Raw genomic sequence first — 17098 nt, 5'->3', positions numbered from 1 at the left:
CCCCGGACGCCCGCTCCTACAACCCGACCCGAGCCGAAGGGGCATCGGAGCGCCGACCGTCGGCACCGGAGCAGAGCGCACCGGAGGCGAGCGGGCGAGGATTCAGAACGCCGGCCGCTCGCGGGTGTCGAGGTCGGCGCGGCCGGCCATCGCGGAGGAGGCCTCCGCGTGGAAGCGGCGCGGGATCCGGCCGGCCCGGTACGCGAGTCGGCCGGCCTCGGCGGCGTGCCGCATCGCGTCGGCCATCAGTACCGGCTCCTGGGCCCGGGTGACCGCGGAGGCCAGCATCACCGCGGCGCAGCCCAGCTCCATCGCCAGCGCGACGTCCGAGGCGGTGCCGGCGCCGGCGTCCAGGATCACCGGGACCCCGGCGCCCTCCACGATCAGCTGGAAGTTGTGCGGGTTGCGGATGCCGAGGCCGGAGCCGATCGGCGAGCCCAGCGGCATGATCGCCGCACAGCCGACGTCCTCCAGCTTGCGGGCCAGCACCGGGTCGTCGTTGGTGTACGGCAGCACCGTGAAGCCGTCGTCGACCAGGGTCTCGGCGGCGTCCAGCAGCTCGATCGGGTCCGGCAGCAGGGTCCGCTCGTCGGCGATCACCTCCAGCTTCACCCAGTCCGTGCCGAGCGCCTCGCGGGCCAGCCGGGCGGTCAGCACGGCCTCGCCGGCGGTGAAGCAGCCCGCCGTGTTGGGCAGGATCCGGATGCCGTTGCGGGTCAGCACGTCGAGCACCGAGCCCTGGGTGGCGGCGTCGACCCGGCGCATCGCCACCGTGGTCAGCTGGGTGCCGGACACCTGGAGGGCCTGCTCCAGGACCTCCAGGCTGGGGGCGCCGCCGGTGCCCATGATCAGCCGGGAGGAGAAGGACGTCCCGGCGATGGTGAGAAGGTCGTCGGCCATCGGTCAGCCTCCCTGGACGGCGGTGAGGATTTCGATCCGGTCACCCTCGGACAGTGCGGTGAGCGGCCACCGGGTGCGCGGCACCACGGTCTCGTTGAGGGCGGCGGCGACCCCGGAGTGGGCCTCGCTGAGGGTGGCGACCACCTCGGCGAGGGTGGTCGAGGGGGGCACCTCGCGCGGCTCGCCGTTGACGCTCAGCCGGACGTTCGGGGGGGTGTCGCTGGTGCGGGGGCTCATGCCGGGACCTTCGTGAATCGGTGGGGGGAGAACGGGCGGGCGAGCTCCGGCAGGTCGCCGGTGGCCAGGTACTCGGCGAGCAGGTCGCCGGTGACGGGCGTCAGCAGCACGCCGTTGCGGTAGTGGCCGGTCGCGGCGACCAGACCGGGCAGGTCGGTCGGGCCGAGCAGCGGCGCGTTGTCCGGCGAGCCGGGCCGCAGCCCGGCGCCGGTCTCCACCAGCGGCAGCTCGGTGAGGCCGGGCACCAGCTCGTGCGCGTCGCGCAGCAGCTCGTAGACGCCGCCGGCGGTGACCGTGGTGTCGTGGCCCTGCTCCTCGGTGGTCGCGCCGATCACCAGCTCGCCGTCGGCACGCGGCACCAGGTAGATGTGGGCGCCGCGGACGACGGCCCGGACGTTGCGGGACAGGAACGGCCGGTAGGCGGCCGGCACCCGCAGCCGCAGCACCTGGCCCTTGACCGGGCGGATCGCGGGCAGCACGCCGGGGGGCAGACCGGCCAGCAGGTGGCTGCGCGAGCCGGCCGCGAGCACGACCCGCCCGGCGGTGAGGGCCGTGCCGTCGGCGAGCCGGACGCCGGTCGCCCGGTCGTCCTCGACCAGCAGTCCGGCGGCCTCGGCGCGGCGCAGCACCACGCCGGCCCGTTCGCAGGCCCGGACCAGGGCGGCGGCCAGCCGGCGGCCGTCCACCTGGTGGTCGTCGGTGACGTGCAGTCCGCCGCGTACGCCGGGGGCGAGCATCGGCTCCAGCCGACGGGCCTCGCGGCCGGTGAGCCACTGCGAGTCCAGGCCGAGCCGCCGGTGGAAGGCGTGCAGTTCGCGCAGTTCCTCGCGGTCGTCGGAGTCCAGGGCGACGGCGAGGGTGCCGCACTGCCGGTAGCCGGTGTCCAGGCCGCCGCTCGCCTCGGTGAGTTCGGCGGCGAAGGCCGCCCAGCGCTCGTTGGAGGCCATGCCGAGGCGGAGCAGGGGCTCCTCGCCGTACTGGAGTTCGGTGACCGGGGCGAGCATGCCGGCCGCGACCTGCGCGGCGCCGCCGCCGGGGGCCGGGTCGAGCACGGTGACCCCGAGGCCCCGCCGGGCCGCCTGCCAGGCGACCACGAGCCCGATGATCCCGCCGCCGACCACCAGCACCTCGGCGCGGTCGCCCGATGCCAAGCGTGTCAAAGTCGCTGCTCTCCCTTCGCCGGTATGACCCGGATCAGGTTCGGACGGTCGCGGGCCGTGCCAGCCCGCCTCTCAGCCCGGTCCGCCGGGCTCCCGTGATGGTGCTCCCACCTTAACTCCGGGGGGTCGGAGCGCTGAAGGTGCCCGGGACGGGCCCGACGAGCGGCCGGTCCTAGGTCGGAGGACCTGCGACCGGGCTCAGTACAGTGACGGGCGTGGCTGAGCTGAGCGGTACGGGACGGACGGATCGGGTGGTCGTGGTCGGCGCGGGGCTGGCCGGGGCGCAGTGCGCCGCGGTGCTGCGGCGGGACGGCTGGCAGGGGCGGATCACGCTGGTCGGCGAGGAGCCGCACGCGCCGTACGACCGGCCGCCGCTCTCCAAGGACGTGCTGCTCGGCAGGACCGACAGCACCGCCCTGGACCTCGACTTCGGGCAGCTCGACGTCGAACTGCTCACCGGCCGACGCGCCACCGGGCTCACCCCCGGCGGCCCCGGCGCGGCCGGCACCCTGCACACCGACGCCGGGGACGTCCGGTACGACGCGCTGCTGATCGCCACCGGCTCCGAACCGCGGGTCCTGCCCGGAGCCGAGCGGGCCCACCTGCTGCACACCCTGGACGACGCGCTGGCGCTGCGCGCCCTGCTCCGCCCGGGGCTGCGCCTGGTGCTGGTCGGGGCCGGCTGGATCGGCGCCGAGGTGGCCACCGCCGCCCGGGCGGCGGGCTGCGAGGTGACCGTGGTCGAGGCCGGGCCGGCGCCCGTCCCCGGCGCGCTGCCCACCGAGGTCGGCCGGGCGATGGCCGCCTGGTACGCCGGGGCCGGGATCGAACTGCGCTGCGGCACCGGGGTGGCCGCCGTCGAACCGGGCGCGGTGCTGCTGGCCGACGGCTCGCGGCTGCCCGCGGACGAGGTCGTGGTCGGCATCGGCGCCCGCCCGGCCACCGGCTGGCTGGCCGGCACCGGCGTCGCGCTGGACGCGGCCGGCGCCGTCCTGGTGGACGAGCGGCTGCGCACCACCGTGCCGGGCGTGCTCGCGGCCGGCGACTGCGTCGGCTACCCCTCGGCGCGCTCCGGCACCCGGCTGACCGTCCAGCACTGGGACCACGCGCTGCAGTCCGGAGAGGCCGCCGCCGCCACCCTGCTCGGGGCGGACGCGCCGCCGTACGACCCGGTGCAGTACTTCTGGTCGGAGCAGTTCGGACGGATGGTGCAGTACGCCGGACGGCACGCCGCGGACGACGAACTGCTCTGGCGCGGCTCGCCGGACGACGCCGACTGGTCGGTGCTGTGGCTGCGCGACGGCGTCCTGCGGGCGCTGCTCGCGGTGGACCGCCCGCGCGACCTGACCCAGGGCCGGCGGCTGGTCGAACGCGGCGCCGTGCTGGACCGGGCCCGGGCGGCCGACCCGGCCGTTCCGCTGAAGTCGGCGCTCGCCGAGTAGCCGCGGGGCGGCCGCCGGGAGGGCGATTGGTGCGCGGGGGGCCGCGGAGGTGGCAGTCTGGGGGGGTGAGTGAGATCGAAGCCAAGATTGAATCCCTGGTCCCCGCGTGGCTCTACCTGCCGGACATCTCCGAGCGGTGGGGTGTGGTGATCACCGAGGTCCGCAACATGGTCAAGAAGGGTGAGCTGATCGCCGTCCGCCGCGGCCCCAACAAGTCGCTGCAGGTCCCGGCGGCCTTCATCGACGAGACCGGCCTGGTGAAGCACCTGCTCGGCACGCTGACGGTGCTGCGCGACAGCGGCTTCAACGACGACGAGATCCTGGTGTGGATGTTCACCGAGGACCCGTCGTTGCCCGGCACCCCGATCCAGGCGCTCTGCGAGAACCGGGCCACCGAGGTCAAGCGCCGGGCCCAGGCGATGGCGTGGTGACGGACCGGCGCGCACGGCTCGCCGACGCCCGGCTGTACCTGTGCACCGACGCCCGGCGCGAGCAGGGCGACCTGGCCGGGTTCCTGGACGCCGCGCTGGCCGGCGGCGTGGACATCGTCCAGCTCCGGGACAAGGGCCTGGAGGCCAAGCAGGAGCTGGCCGCGCTGGAGGTCTTCGCCGACGCCTGCCGCCGGCACGGCAAGCTGCTCGCGGTCAACGACCGGGCCGACGTCGCGCACGCGGCCGGCCCGGACGTGCTGCACCTCGGGCAGGACGACCTGCCGGTGCCGGCCGCCCGCGCGATCCTCGGCGAGGACGTGCTGATCGGGCGCTCCTGCCACGCCGAGTCGGAGGTGGACGCGGCGGCCGTCGAACCCGGCGTCGACTACTTCTGCACCGGCCCGGTCTGGCCGACCCCGACCAAGCCTGGCCGCTTCGCGCCGGGCCTCGGCCTGGTCGAGTACGCGGCGAAGCTGTCCACCGAGCGGCCCTGGTTCGCCATCGGCGGCATCGACCTCGGCAACCTGGACGAGGTACTGGCCGCGGGGGCCGACCGGGTGGTGGTCGTCCGGGCCATCACGGCGGCCGAGGACCCGGGCGCGGCGGCCGCCGCGTTCGCCCGGCGGCTGCGCGCCGTCTGACCTTCCCCGGGGCCGTCGTCCGGCCGTCGTCGTCCGGCTCAGTACTTGCGGACGGTGGCGGCCTCGGCCAGCGCCAGCAGGGCCGCCCGGGCCTGCTCGTCCGCCAGCGGGGCCGCCTCCAGCGCCCCCAGCGACTGGCGCAGCAGTTCGTCGATCCGCCGCTCCACCCGCTCCGGCGCCCCGCTGCGGGCCACCAGCTCGCGCAGCCCGACGACCTCGGCGGGCGTCAGGTCGGGTGCGCCCAGCCGCTCGTCCAGCCGGCGCGCCTCGCCGGCCGGCAGCCCCCGCACGGCGTGCGCGACCAGCAGCGTCCGCTTGCCCTCGCGCAGGTCGTCGCCGGCCGGCTTGCCGGTGACCGCCGGGTCGCCGAACACCCCGAGCAGGTCGTCCCGCAGCTGGAACGCCTCGCCCAGCGGCAGGCCGAACGCCCCGTAGGCGTCCACCAGCCGGGGCCCGGCGCCCGCGAGCAGCGCGCCGACCTGGAGCGGCCGCTCGATCGTGTACTTGGCCGATTTGTAGTGCAGCACGGTCTGCGCCCGCTCCAGCGCGCCGCCGTCGGCGGAGTCCCCGGCGACCGGCTCCAGCACGTCCAGGTACTGGCCGACCATGACCTCGGTGCGCATCAGGTCGAACATCGGCTTGGCGGCGAGCACCGCCTCCGGGTCCAGGCCGGAGTTCAGGAACAGCTCGTCGCACCAGATCAGCAGCAGGTCGCCGAGCAGCACCGCGGCCGAGGCGCCGTACTGCTCGCGGTCGCCGCGCCACCCCCGGTCGAGGTGCAGCGCCTCGAACCGGCGGTGCACGGAGGGCAGGCCGCGCCGGGTGTCGCTGCGGTCCATGAGGTCGTCGTGGACCAGCGCGCTGGCCTGAAGCAGCTCCAGCGCCGCCGCCGCCCGGGTGATCCCCTCGCCCCTCGCCGAACCGCCCGCGCCCCGCCAGCCCCAGTAGCAGAAGGCCGGGCGGAGCCGCTTGCCGCCGTCCAGCAGGAAGTCGCGCAGCGCGTCGGTGACCGGGTCCAGCTGCGGGGAGACCTTGCTGAGCAGGGCCGCCTGGCCGTCCATGAAGCCGACGAGGGCGGCGTTGACGCGCTCGCGCACGTCCTCCATGTCAATGGGGTTGGCCGGCCGCGGGCTGGACGAGGTCACGATGGGGCTCCGGAGGTAGCTGTGGTGCAGCAAGGGTATCCGGGGCGGAGGAGAACAGCCGTACGGGCGGGTTTCGGCCGGACGGGTGAAGCGCTGTTCACGCGGGCGTCGCACCCGCCCCCGACAGCGTCCGCTCGGGGTTCGCCCCCCGTCCATCCGATGTCTCAAAACCTGGGACGGAGTTGTCCGCGCCCTTCCACCGGCGGCTAACCTGCCACCATGGCACTCGGTATCGCTTCGACCAGACCGGACCGCGCACAGACCGTCCGCGACCTGCTGGCGGCGGGAAAGCGGTCCTTCTCCTTCGAGTTCATGCCGCCACGCACCGAGGTGGGCGAGCAGAAGCTCTGGGACGCCATCCGGCGGCTCGAACCGCTCGACCCCAACTTCGTCTGCATGACCTACGGCGCCGGCGGCTCCTCGCGGGAGCGCACGGTGAACATGGTCGGCCGGATCGCCACCGAGACCACGCTCACCCCGGTCGCCCACCTGACCGCCGTCGACCACTCGGTCGCCGAGCTGCGCAACATCATCGGCCAGTACGCGGACCAGGGCGTCCGCAACGTGCTCGCGGTGCGCGGCGACCCGCCCGGCGACCCGATGGGCGAGTGGGTCAGCCACCCGGAGGGCGTCACCTACGCCTACGAGCTGGTCGAGCTGATCAAGGGCATCGGCGACTTCTGCGTCGGCGTGGCGGCCTCGCCGAACATGCACCCGCGGTCGACCGACTGGGACGAGGACATCCGGCACTTCGTGGCGAAGATCCGCTCCGGGGCCGACTACGCCATCACCCAGATGTTCTTCGAGGTCGACGACTACCTGCGGCTGCGCGACCGGGTGACGGCCGCCGGCTGCGAGACGCCGATCATCCCGGAGATCATGCCGGTCACCAACGCCCGGCAGCTGGAGCGGTTCCCCCAGCTGAGCGGCGCGCCCTTCCCGGCCGAGCTGGAGGCCGGGCTGCGCGCGGTCATCGACGACCCGGTGGCGCTGCGCGAGGTCGGGATGGAGCACGCCACCGCGATGTCCGAGCGGCTGCTCGCCGAGGGTGCCCCCGGCCTGCACTTCATCACCCTGAACCACTCCACCGCGACCCTGGAGATCTACCAGAACCTCGGTCTGCACCAGCGCTGAGCTGCGCGCTTCCCACCCCTCGGGGCGCCCTTCCCGGTACGCCCGACGGGTGGGAACGCGATGCGGTACCCGGGCCGTTGAACGGGTACAGTCGCCGCACACGCGCGGCGGGCGCGGGCACGCGACTGGAGGTAGCGGGCGGGATGGGGATCGGGTACCTGCTGCTGTACGCCGCGTTGGCGGTGGTCGCGCTCTGGCTGGTCGCCGAGCTGCTGTTCCAGAACCGGGCCCCGGTGCACTGGCGCGGCCTGGCCCTCGTCGGCTTCCTCGCGGTGGCCGGCGGCATGGCGATGGGCTCGGTCCCGGTGATCGGCGCCGGCGCGGCGATGTTCGCGGTGGGCCAGACCTTCGTGACGCTCTCGGTGAAGCGCGGGTACGCGGCCGGCTGGTCGCTGCGCCGCCCGGACGGGAGCCTGCCCGGGCCGCTCGCCAAGGTGCCGCTGCTCGGCGCGCTCACCGGCGGTGGCGCGGTCGCCGCCGCGGCCGTGGTCGCGGCGGACCGGGTCGGCGAGGTCGGCGCCGTCGAGGAGGCCCGACCGGCCGCGGACAGCGCGCCCCGGCTGCCGGAGGAGGCGCCCGTCGAGCGGACCGCCGCCTTCGAGATGCAGGAGCTGGCCGCCGACGGGGTCTACGCCGCCGCCTACTACGAGCAGCAGCAGACCGAGGTGCTCCACGCGGTCGAGAACGTCCAGGCGGTGCCCCAGCAGGACGCCTACGCGGAGGCGTACCAGGGCGGCTACGACCCGGCGCAGCAGCAGCTCCAGCAGCAGGCCGGCCAGTACGGCTACGACCAGCAGCAGCAGCAACAGCAGCAGCAGTGGCAGGCCCAGCAGCAGCCGGTGTTCGGCTACGACCAGGGTTACGGCGGTTACCAGCAGCAGCAGGACCCGTACGGCGGTTACCAGCAGCAGCCGGACCCCTACGCGGCCTACCAGCAGCAGCCCCAGCCGCACGAGCAGCAGCACGACCCGCAGCAGCAGGCCGGCCAGTACGGCTACGACCAGCAGCAGCAGTGGCAGGCCCAGCAGCAGCCCGACCCGCAGCACACCGCCGGCATCCCCCAGCAGCCGCAGCCGCAGTACGACCAGTACGGCTACCAGCAGCAGCCCACCTGGCAGCAGCACCAGGGCTGAGCGGGCACCGGGTCCGGGCCCCACCTGGTCCGGACCCCACCGGGGCTCGGGCCGGGACCGGGGCTCAGGCCGGGCCGATCAGGTTGGCCACGATGCAGGCGGACATGCCGACCCGGGCCAGCCCGCCGCCGGGATGGGCGGCGCCGCCGGTGAGGTAGAGGCCCGGGTAGTCCTCGTTCGGGGCCTGGAGCAGGTCGCCGCCGAGGCCCGCCAGCGCCGGCGGCGGGACGGATCCGAAGAAGGACCCGGCCTCGCGCTCGGTGTGCTCGGGCGTGCGGACCACCCGCCAGAGCATCCGCTCGCGCAGCCCCAGACCCGCCGCGTCGACCTGGTCGAGCATCCGGTCGGCGAAGGCCTCCGGTACGCCGGGCACGCCCCAGTCGAGGTCGAGCGACGGCGTGGTCGCGGTCAGCACCACGGCCTCGTGCCCCGCCGGGTGCAGCGAGGGGTCGTCGGGCCGCAGTACCTGGACGGTCGGCCGGTCGCCCATCGGCGTCCCGGTGTCGAACAGCCCCGCCAGCTCGGCGGCCGGGTCGGGGGAGTGCACGACCGTGCGGTGCGGGGTGCCCTCAGGGCGCTCGCCGCGCAGCGCCAGCAGCACCACGACCCGCCCGGGCACGCAGTGCAGCCGGGACGACGAGGCGGGCCAGTCGTCCGAGCTCTCGGCCGGGCCCATCCACTGGGTGTGCAGCACCCGCGCGTCGATCGAGGAGACCACCAGGTCGGCGTCGATCCGGTCGCCCTTGGTCTGCACACCGGTCACCCGGCCGTCCTCGACGACCACCCGGGCGACCGGCGTCCCGAACCGGAACTCCACCTTGCGCTGTTCGCAGCGGCGGAAGAAGGCCTCGGCCAGGGCGCGCAGACCGCCCTCGACGTACCAGACGCCGAAGGACTGCTCCATGTACGGCAGCACGGTGGCCCCGGCGGGGGCGGTACGGGGATCGAGGCCGAACCGCAGTGCGTGCTCGTGCAGCAGGGCGGTCAGCCCGGGGTGTCCGTCCAGCTCCCGCGCGGCGACGTCGGCGAGTGTCCACGGGCGCGGGCCGCGCCACCGGCCGAACAGGCCGCGCCGGGCCGGGGCGGCGCCCGGTACCGGGTAGGGGTCGGTGTGCAGCGGCGTCCTGTCGGCCGGCAGCGGCTCCTCGAGCAGCGGGCGGCGGGTGGCCTCCCAGACCGTGCGGCCGTGGTTGAGCACGGCGGCCCAGCGTTCGCCGGCGCCGGGGCCGAAGGCCTCGTCCAGGGCCCGGACCACCCCGCCCCGGGAGGCGTTGGGGAGGGACACCGCCGTGCCGTCGGGGAAGAGGTGCCGGCTCTCCGGATCGACCGGGCGCAGCCGCACCAGCTCCTCCAGCGGCTCCCGTCCGGTCTTCAGCGCGAGGTCGCGGTAGACGGCCGGGAGGGTGAGCAGGCCGGGGCCGGTGTCGAAGGCGAAGCCGTCCCGCTCGTAGCGGCCGACCATGCCGCCGTAGGTGTCGCGTGCCTCGCAGACCGTCACTCTGTGCCCGAGCGTCGCCAGCCGCGAGGCCGCCGCGAGTCCGCTCATTCCTGCGCCGATGATGACGATCCGTGCCATGGCTCGATCCTAGGTCCGGTACGGAACCTCCTCCGCCACAGGGCGTCCGGCGGCGGCGCGGGCGGTGCGGCGTTCGCGGCGGCGGGCGCGGAAGGCGCGGATCCGGTTGATCGCGAACCACACCAGCAGGATGCCGACCAGCAGCAGGACGGCGGAGATCGAGGCGGCCAGCCAGGGGTGGAAGATCGCCAGGGTGACCAGTCCGGCCACCGAGATGTCCTCGGCCAGCGAGACCACGATGTTGCTGGCCGGCTCCGGCGAGGTGTTCACCGCCATCCGCAGCGAGGCCTTCACCAGATGGCTGACCAGCGCCGTCGTACCGCCCATCGCGCCCGCCGCGACCTCGCCCAGCGAGCCCGGGTCGGTGGTGGCGGCCGCGATCAGGGCACCGACGGTCGCGCCGGCGATCGGGCGGATCACGGTGTGGACGGCGTCCCAGACGGTGTCCACGTACGGGATCTTGTCGGCCACCGCCTCCAGCAGGAAGAGCACGGCGGCCGCGATCAGCACATCGGTGCGCTCCAGGGCCGGCGGCACCGAGTCGGCCCCGCCGAACCGGCCCAGCAGGCCGAGCAGCAGGACCACCGCGTACGCGTTGATCCCGCTCGCCAGTCCGCTGGTGAAGATCAGCGGGACGATCGTCATCGGTTCCCCGTCCGTTTCCTGCTCGCGATCCGGTCCGGTGTTCGGTCCGGCCCTCGCCGTACCGTACCGGGACGCCGCCGCCGGGGCCCTCGGTTCCCGCCCCCGGCGGTCTGAGTACGGATACTCAGACGGACGATTGAGTACCTGCACGGATGCCCCGCGACCTGCGAGGACGTCACAGTGGTGGCACCGGGACGGCGGCGCGTCGGGCGCCTGCGGCCCGAGGGGCGGACGATCGGCGTCCGGCGGTCACGGGGGACCGGCGGAAGCGCGTCGAGGGGGTGTCCGCCCCGGAGCCGGTCGGAGACCGCGCACCGCCGGCACGGGGCGGCGGAGCGGGTCAGGGGGGACCGGCACCACCGGGGGACCGGGAGTTCCGAAGCGCCGTCCGTGGGGGACGGCGCTTCGGTGACCGGCGGGGGCGGCCGGGCGGTCATCGGAGCGAAGCCCCGGCGGGCCGAATTGTCAGTGGTGGCGTTCACGATGGAGGAGCACGGACCACCCGGTTCGCGCGCTGCCTCGGAACGGGGGAGACCATGACCGTCAGTCACCCTGAGCACGTCACCGCCCGCCTCCACTCCGCCGCCCACCGACCGTCCACCGCCACCGGGGCCGACCCGGTGCTGAGCCGTCTCGCCGCCCCGCCCGCAGCGCTGGACCTGCTGGCCGAGGCCCACCGCACCCTCGACCGCGCCCGCTCCCTGGCCGACCCGCTGGAGCGCTACGCCGCCGCGCACCTCGCCGCGCTGCGCACGGTGGCGGCGGTGCTCGCCGTCCGCGGCCGCCCGGAGAAGAGCGAACGCCGCCGCCGGGCGATCCGCAGCGCCTGGGAGGTCCTGCCCGAGGTGGCGCCCGAGCTCGCCGAGTGGGCGCCGTACTTCGCCGCCGGCGCGCGCCGCAGGGCCGCCGCCGAGGCGGGCATCAGGGGCGCGGCCTCGGCCCGTGACGCCGACGACCTGATCCGCAACTCCGCCCTGTTCGTCCGGCTGGTCGAGCGCCTGCTCGGCCTGCGGGTCGCTCCGCCCGCCCCTCGGCTGCCGCTGGACGGCCTGGACGGGGACGGCGCGGACCGGGGCGGCGCGGGCGGGGGGAGCGGCGCGGACACCGGCACCCGGGAGACCGGTTGACCGGGGCGGGGCCGATCGGGGCGGGGCGGGGGACAGGGGAGGGGGAGCGCTCGGTCTAAGGTTGGGGACAACCCGATCGACCCTGCACGTGCCAAGGAGCCTCGCCTTGTACCCGACGCGTCCCCGCAGCGCCCTGCGTACCGCCGTGGTGTGGGAGGTGGTGCGGGCCGCCCTGGAGAAGCGGGTGGCCGAGCTGGACCAGCCGGTGCTCGACGTGGTCGACACCGGTGGCGGCACCGGCAACTTCGCCGTGCCGGTGGCCCGGCTGGGCCACCGCGTCACCGTGGTCGACCCGAGCCCGGACGCGCTGTTCGCCCTGGAGCGCAGGGCCGCCGAGGCCGGCGTGACCGATCTGGTCCGCGCCGTCCAGGGCGACACCCAGACGCTCCCCGAGCTGGTCCCGCCGGGCACCGTCGACGCGGTGCTCTGCCACGGCGTGCTGGAGGTCGTGGACGACCCGGCGGAGGCGCTCGGCAGCCTGGCCGGCACCCTGCGCCGGGGCGGCTTCGTCAGCCTGCTGGCCGCCAACCGCAACGGCGCCGTGCTCGCCCGGGCGCTCGGCGGCCACTTCGCCGAGGCCCGCGCGGTGCTGGGCGCCGCCGACGGCCGCTGGGGCGAGCACGACCCGATGCCGCGCCGCTTCACCGGCGAGGAGCTGGACCGGCTGGCGGTCGGGGCCGGCCTGCGGGTCGAGTCGGTGCACGGCGTCCGGGTCTTCGCCGACCTCGTCCCGGGCGTCCTGGTGGACACCGAGCCCGGCGCGATGGAGGCGCTGCTCAAGCTGGAGGAGGCCGCCGCCGGGCAGCCGGCCTTCCACGCCGTGGCGACCCAGCTGCACCTGCTGGCCACCCTGGGCTGACCGGGCGGACCACCGCCGTTCGCCGGCCGACCGCCCACTGTTCGCCGACGGACCGACGGTGCGTCCCCCGCTCGTTTCCCCGCCTTCTCCTCGGGATCTCCCCAGGTCCGGACCGATTCCATCGGATCGGGCACTAGTCCGGCTCCCGCCGCGTTGAGTGTGGTGCGGCGAGGAGCCGCCGAAGTGGCCGGGCCCACGCGTGGTCGACCACTCCGTCGCGAGCCCGTGGACCGTATGATCTGGGTAAAGCCGGAAAGCATGACCGCCGGATGCTCGGGGCATATGGACGACACGGGCCCGGGCCCCCGCACAGGCGTCCGACCGCGTGTTCTGAAGGCTGATTGGACTTGCCACCCCGACCGGGGCGGCGGACCGGTCGCACCCGCGACCGACGAGTAGGAGGACTCCGTGCCGCTCTCGGAGCACGAGCAGCGACTGCTCGACCAGATGGAGCGAGCGCTCTACGCCGAAGATCCCAAATTCGCTACGGCGCTAGAGGGAACCGGTCTGCGCACCTACACCCGTCGACGGGTCTATCTCGCCGTCGGCGGTTTCGTGGTCGGTATCGGCCTGCTGATGGGCGGCATGGTCGTACCCAATCAGATCTGGGTCAGTGTGGTCGGCTTCCTGGTGATGCTCGGGTGCGCCGTCTTCGCCGTGACGGGCTGGCGCCGAGGTCCCGCCGGGCAGGCGCAGCAAGCCGGTCCGGCCGCCGCGCCGCGCCGCAAGGCCGGGATGATGGACCGGGTCGAGCAGCGCTGGCAGCGCCGGCGCGACGAGCAGACCGGTGGCGGATTCTGAGACCTGAGGTCCGTACCGCCGCCGGTACGGACGCGAGGAGGGCGGGCAGTCGACCGACTGCCCGCCCTCCTCGCGTCCGTACCCGGGTTCAGGACTCCGTGCCGCCGCTCCCGCCGCGGCGACCGCGGCCGGGGCGGCGGGCGGTCAGCCGGCGGACCGGCCCGGTGACCGCGCCGACCGTCCGGGAGATCCGGCCGCCGACCGCCAGCCGGGCCGTCAGCAGGGCTTCCGAGATCCGCCACCGCAGCTGGGCGGAGGAGGCCGGCAGCAGCAGGGCCCTGATCCGGCCGCGCCGTCCGGCGTGTGCCCGCAGGCCGTTCCTGGCGGTCCTGACGTCGGCCGCGAGCGGTTCCCCGACCTCCGCGGAACGGGCGTAGAGCACCCGTTCGGTCGCCAGCGCCACCCGGCCGGCGGCCGCCGTCGCGCCCTCGTCCAGCTCGCCGGCCTCGGCGATCCGGCGGGCGGCGGCACGCGGGGTGCGCGAGTCGTCCGGCGGGATGCCGAGGTCCCAGGCGGAGTCGATCAGTTCGTCCCAGGCGGCCAGCACCTGCGCGTCGGTGAGCGGGACCGCTCCCGGCCCGCCGGGTCGCCGCCGCCCGCCGCCGCCCAGCCGGCGCCGGCGCAGCCGGGCCCGCCAGACCATCGGGGTGAGCAGCAGGAGCAGTACCAGCGCGGCCGAGGCCAGGCCGGTCAGGACCTTGCCGGAGAGCAGCCAGGACTTCTCGTCGGTGCCCCCGGCGCTCTCCTGCCGGTCGCCGCAGTCGCCGGTCCGGCGCAGCTTCGCGTCGCAGTCCGGGTTGGCGGACGGCAGCTGGACCGGCGCGCTGGCCTGCGGCTCGACGGTCGGCTGGGTGGTCGGCTGGGTGGCCGGGGAGGAGGTCGGGTCCGAGTAGTCGGGCTGGACGCCGCGGGTCGGGGTGGGCTCGAAGCGCAGCCAGCCGTAGCCCTCGAAGTAGAGCTCGGGCCAGGCGTGGTACATCGCGTCGGTCACCGCGTAGACGTTGTTGCCCTTGGTGTTGCCGGGGGTGAAGCCGAGCGCGACCCGGGCCGGGACGCCCAGGATGCGGGCCATCACGGCCATGGTGGAGGCGAAGTGGACACAGAAGCCGCGGCGGCGCTCCAGGAAGTCCTTCATCGCGTCGCTGCCGCTGTCGGTCCTGGTGGTGGCGTCGTAGGTGAACTCGGGGCCGGTGAACCAGTCGCGCAGGGCGACCGCCTTGTCGTACCCGGTCTTCGCCTTCCCGGTGACCCGCAGGGCGGTGTCCCGGACCACCGGCGGCAGGTCGCGCGGCACCACGAGGTACTGGTCGCGGATCCGCTCGGGCGGGGTCGGCACGGTGCGCAGGACGGTCGCGGTCGGCCGGACCTCCAGTGCGGTGACCGTGTAGTTGAGGCCCTTGATCGCCTTCTCCCTGGCGGGCAGGAGGCTGGAGGTGACCGGGTCGAGCTGCCAGGCGGCGTTGTCGCGGAGGGTGACGCCGATCGGCGGGTAGGGCATCGGCAGCCAGGCGTCGTCCAGCTGGGGTCCGATCCGGACCTCGGCCTTCAGCTGCTCGGCCAGGTCGATGCTGCCCAGCCCCTCGGGGGCGGGGAAGGTGCCGGTGAACGGCACCGTGGCGGCCGAGCCGCGCTTCCAGCTGACGCCGTCGAAGACGTCCAGGGAACCGGTGCGCAGGTAGGTGGAGTCGGCGGCGGAGCTCTCGGACTTGTAGCTGAACAGTTCGACGTTGCGCGGCTTGGGGATCGCGCCGGTCAGGGTGATCAGCGGGTCCAGGCTGCTGACCGCGCCGACGGTGCCGGTGCCGCTGCCGGTGCCGCCGTGCACCAGGCCGGAGTCCCAGCGCGGCAGGAAGACGGGCAGCAGCAGGGCGAGCGCCAGCGCCAGGACGCCGACCTGCTGGCCGCTGCGGCCGAGCGTGCCGGTGCCGCTCCCCTCGCCGTCCCGCTCGGAGCCGCGGAAGATCCGGCCCCAGCGGGAGACCCGGTCCTGGCCCTCGGCGAAGAGCAGCACCAGGTAGCCGGCGGCGGCGGTGGCGAACCAGAGCCAGTTGCCGTCGTCCCCGGCCAGGCCGTTGCCGATCGAGTAGAGCGCGAGCAGCGGCAGCCCGGCCAGGGCCGAGCGCCGGTAGGTGACCGCGACGGTGTCCACCACGACGGCGATCAGACCGACCGAGCCGACCAGGATGAGCCGCAGCCCGGGGCTGGGCGGGGCGGGGATGGCGTAGTCACGGACGTCGTGGAAGCCCTGGGAGAGGATCCGGCCCAGCAGCCGGACCGACTCGGGGCCGGGTACCAGGCCGCCGAAGACCGCGGCCGAGGACGCGAAGCCGAGCAGCAGCAGGAGGGCCAGCGCCAGCAGCTGGCCGACCGGGACGGTCCACCGGTAGAACGGCGTGCGCCGCAGTCCGGCACCGACCGCCGCGACGACCGCGACCACCAGGAAGGCGTGGGTGATCCAGCCCTTGGTGGTCAGCAGCGGGGTGAGGCAGAGCGCGGCCAGGGCGGTGGCCAGCGCCGAGTACACGGTCAGTTTGGCCCGGGTGGTCACGCGCCGGCCTCTTCTCGGTAGGGGGCGGACGACTCGGGCCGGTCGGCGGCGCGCCAGAGGTCGGGGAGGGAGTCGCCGGCGCGGACGGTCAGAACCGTCCAGCCGGCCTCGCGCAGTCGGCGGGCCCGGTCGCGGAACTCCTCGCCGCCGGTCTCGGGGGAGAGCAGACGCAGGCCCGCCCAGGTGCCGGTGTCGAGCAGCAGGACGACGGCGCCGCCGGTGCGGCCGCGCAGCCGGGCGAGCCGGGCGGTCTGCTCCTCGTCGAGCTCGCCGAGGACGGCCACCAGCAGGCCCTCGCCGCCGGCCCGCAGCGGCTCCTCGGCGCGGGAGAGCCCGGCGCCGTCGGAGAGGTCGACCACGGCGAGCGCGTCCAGGATCACCCCGGAGGTGTCGGCGGCGGTGTGGCCGCTGTCCGCCTGGACGCCGGGGACGGCGTGGCCGGTGTCGGTGAGCAGGCGGGTCTGGTAGCCGCGCTCCAGCAGGTGGACGCAGACCGAGGCGGCGGAGGCGACGGCCCACTCGAAGGAGGAGGCCGGGCCGCTGCCCCGGTGGCCGGTCTCGCGGGTGTCCAGCAGCACGGTGGCGCGGGCCCGGCGGGGCTGCTCCTCGCGCCGGACCATCAGCTCGCCGTAGCGGGCGGTGGACTTCCAGTGCACCCGGCGCAGGTCGTCGCCGGCCCGGTACTCGCGCAGGATGACGTCGTCGTCGCCGGCCAGCGCGAGCGAGCGGGTGTGGCTCTCGCCCTGCCCGGCCCACTCGCCGGTGAGCCGCACGAACGGCAGCGGCAGCACCTGCGGGACGACGGTGAGCACGTCGGAGGCGGCGAAGGAGCGGTTCAGCTCGCACATCCCGAACGGGTCGGAGAGCCGCAGCTGGAGCGGGCCGAGCGGGTAGCGGCCGCGCAGGTCGGAGCGGACCCGGTAGGAGACCTCGCGGTGGCCGCGCGGTTCGACCCGGTCCAGCACGAACCGGGGCCGGGGCCCGAGCACGTACGGGACCTTGTCCTCCAGCAGCAGCAGGCCGGTGGGGACCCGGGAGACGTTGTCCACCCGCAGGTGCACCCGGGCCTCCTGGCCGGCCACCGACCGGTGCGGGCTGAGCCGGCGGCCGCTGGCGACCCGGTAGCGGGTGTTGGCCAGCAGCAGCGCGGCGGCCAGCGGCAGCGCGGCGAGCAGCACCCCGACGCGCAGCAGCGCGTCCTGGCCGAGCAGGTAGGAGCAGACCACGGCGGTCAGTCCGGCGGCGAGGAAGGAACGCCCCCGGGTGGTGAGGCCGCGCAGGCCGGCGCGCAGGCCCGACGGTTCGCCGGACGGGCCCAC

Annotated in this window: 16 protein-coding genes and 1 riboswitch; of the genes, 8 read left to right on the top strand and 8 right to left on the bottom strand. The window is 75.2% G+C overall.

Going from position 1 to position 17098, the window contains the following annotated elements:
• Positions 1-102: 102 nt before the first annotated feature.
• The 3 genes from ACW14Y_RS13395 to thiO all read right to left on the bottom strand — a co-directional run bounded on the left by ACW14Y_RS13395 (position 103) and on the right by thiO (position 2297).
• A complete protein-coding gene (locus ACW14Y_RS13395; RefSeq protein WP_380306727.1) occupies positions 103-900 on the bottom strand; it encodes a thiazole synthase in 798 nt (265 codons plus the stop codon).
• Positions 901-903: 3 nt separating this feature from the next.
• Positions 904-1137: a sulfur carrier protein ThiS gene (gene thiS / locus ACW14Y_RS13390; protein WP_456986825.1), complete on the bottom strand. Its 234-nt coding sequence runs from the start codon at positions 1135-1137 to the stop codon at positions 904-906.
• Positions 1134-2297: a glycine oxidase ThiO gene (thiO, locus tag ACW14Y_RS13385; RefSeq protein ID WP_380306725.1), complete on the bottom strand. Its 1164-nt coding sequence runs from the start codon at positions 2295-2297 to the stop codon at positions 1134-1136. The genes thiS and thiO overlap by 4 nt, the downstream gene beginning before the upstream one ends.
• Positions 2292-2404: riboswitch (TPP riboswitch) on the bottom strand. It overlaps the preceding gene by 6 nt.
• A gap of 108 nt (positions 2405-2512) precedes the next feature.
• Between thiO and ACW14Y_RS13380 the strand changes: the two genes are divergently transcribed.
• From ACW14Y_RS13380 to thiE, 3 genes are all read left to right on the top strand, one after another.
• Entirely contained in the window at positions 2513-3739 is a 1227-nt protein-coding gene (locus ACW14Y_RS13380; RefSeq protein WP_456986824.1) for an NAD(P)/FAD-dependent oxidoreductase, read from the top strand.
• 65 nt (positions 3740-3804) lie between these two features.
• The gene (locus ACW14Y_RS13375) at positions 3805-4170 is read left to right on the top strand and encodes an Rv2175c family DNA-binding protein (protein WP_340631691.1); all 366 of its coding nucleotides are present in this window, start codon (positions 3805-3807) and stop codon (positions 4168-4170) included.
• Positions 4167-4811, top strand: a complete 645-nt coding sequence (gene thiE / locus ACW14Y_RS13370) for a thiamine phosphate synthase (protein ID WP_380306721.1) — start codon at positions 4167-4169, stop codon at positions 4809-4811. Before ACW14Y_RS13375 ends, thiE begins: the two co-directional genes overlap by 4 nt.
• Positions 4812-4849: 38 nt before the next feature.
• On the opposite strand, the gene ACW14Y_RS13365 is transcribed toward thiE, so the two are convergent.
• Positions 4850-5956, bottom strand: a complete 1107-nt coding sequence (locus ACW14Y_RS13365; protein WP_380306719.1) for a polyprenyl synthetase family protein — start codon at positions 5954-5956, stop codon at positions 4850-4852.
• A gap of 219 nt (positions 5957-6175) precedes the next feature.
• Between ACW14Y_RS13365 and metF the strand changes: the two genes are divergently transcribed.
• Both metF and ACW14Y_RS13355 read left to right on the top strand, forming a co-directional pair.
• Positions 6176-7090: a methylenetetrahydrofolate reductase [NAD(P)H] gene (gene metF / locus ACW14Y_RS13360; RefSeq protein WP_053648173.1), complete on the top strand. Its 915-nt coding sequence runs from the start codon at positions 6176-6178 to the stop codon at positions 7088-7090.
• 143 nt (positions 7091-7233) lie between these two features.
• Positions 7234-8223, top strand: a complete 990-nt coding sequence (locus ACW14Y_RS13355; protein WP_456986823.1) for a hypothetical protein — start codon at positions 7234-7236, stop codon at positions 8221-8223.
• A gap of 64 nt (positions 8224-8287) precedes the next feature.
• Here ACW14Y_RS13355 and ACW14Y_RS13350 read toward each other — a convergent pair whose 3' ends face one another.
• Together ACW14Y_RS13350 and ACW14Y_RS13345 are read right to left on the bottom strand one after the other, a co-directional pair.
• Entirely contained in the window at positions 8288-9799 is a 1512-nt protein-coding gene (locus ACW14Y_RS13350) for a phytoene desaturase family protein (RefSeq protein WP_456986822.1), read from the bottom strand.
• A gap of 9 nt (positions 9800-9808) precedes the next feature.
• Positions 9809-10444, bottom strand: a complete 636-nt coding sequence (locus ACW14Y_RS13345) for a DUF4126 domain-containing protein (RefSeq protein ID WP_456986821.1) — start codon at positions 10442-10444, stop codon at positions 9809-9811.
• A gap of 536 nt (positions 10445-10980) precedes the next feature.
• On the opposite strand from ACW14Y_RS13345, the gene ACW14Y_RS13340 reads away from it, so the two are divergent.
• The 3 genes from ACW14Y_RS13340 (at position 10981) to ACW14Y_RS13330 (ending at position 13231) form a co-directional block, all read left to right on the top strand.
• Entirely contained in the window at positions 10981-11571 is a 591-nt protein-coding gene (locus tag ACW14Y_RS13340) for an SAV_6107 family HEPN domain-containing protein (RefSeq protein ID WP_402721456.1), read from the top strand.
• A 106-nt stretch (positions 11572-11677) separates the two neighbouring features.
• A complete protein-coding gene (locus ACW14Y_RS13335) occupies positions 11678-12430 on the top strand; it encodes a methyltransferase domain-containing protein (RefSeq protein ID WP_266268898.1) in 753 nt (250 codons plus the stop codon).
• 408 nt (positions 12431-12838) lie between these two features.
• The gene (locus ACW14Y_RS13330) at positions 12839-13231 is read left to right on the top strand and encodes a DUF3040 domain-containing protein (protein WP_030391462.1); all 393 of its coding nucleotides are present in this window, start codon (positions 12839-12841) and stop codon (positions 13229-13231) included.
• A gap of 88 nt (positions 13232-13319) precedes the next feature.
• On the opposite strand, the gene ACW14Y_RS13325 is transcribed toward ACW14Y_RS13330, so the two are convergent.
• Both ACW14Y_RS13325 and ACW14Y_RS13320 read right to left on the bottom strand, forming a co-directional pair.
• Positions 13320-15779 carry a transglutaminaseTgpA domain-containing protein gene (locus ACW14Y_RS13325; protein WP_380389050.1) on the bottom strand — a complete coding sequence of 820 codons (2460 nt, stop codon included), beginning with the start codon at positions 15777-15779 and terminating at the stop codon, positions 13320-13322.
• On the bottom strand, positions 15776-17098 hold the full coding sequence (locus ACW14Y_RS13320; protein WP_380312120.1) for a DUF58 domain-containing protein: 1323 nt from the start codon (positions 17096-17098) through the stop codon (positions 15776-15778). Before ACW14Y_RS13320 ends, ACW14Y_RS13325 begins: the two co-directional genes overlap by 4 nt.

Source organism: Kitasatospora sp. cg17-2 (assembly GCF_054031055.1).
The sequence above is the reverse complement of the archived record's forward strand: the minus strand, read 5'-3'. Positions and strand labels throughout refer to the sequence as shown.

What these genes read in the sequence shown, in the direction of transcription:
- metF (WP_053648173.1), top strand. Translation starts at nt 6,176, where the DNA reads ATGGCACTCGGTATCGCTTCGACCAGACCGGACCGCGCACAGACCGTC.
- ACW14Y_RS13340 (WP_402721456.1), top strand. Translation starts at nt 10,981, where the DNA reads ATGACCGTCAGTCACCCTGAGCACGTCACCGCCCGCCTCCACTCCGCC.
- ACW14Y_RS13355 (WP_456986823.1), top strand. Translation starts at nt 7,234, where the DNA reads ATGGGGATCGGGTACCTGCTGCTGTACGCCGCGTTGGCGGTGGTCGCG.
- ACW14Y_RS13350 (WP_456986822.1), bottom strand. Translation starts at nt 9,799, where the DNA reads ATGGCACGGATCGTCATCATCGGCGCAGGAATGAGCGGACTCGCGGCG.
- ACW14Y_RS13395 (WP_380306727.1), bottom strand. Translation starts at nt 900, where the DNA reads ATGGCCGACGACCTTCTCACCATCGCCGGGACGTCCTTCTCCTCCCGG.
- thiS (WP_456986825.1), bottom strand. Translation starts at nt 1,137, where the DNA reads ATGAGCCCCCGCACCAGCGACACCCCCCCGAACGTCCGGCTGAGCGTC.
- ACW14Y_RS13345 (WP_456986821.1), bottom strand. Translation starts at nt 10,444, where the DNA reads ATGACGATCGTCCCGCTGATCTTCACCAGCGGACTGGCGAGCGGGATC.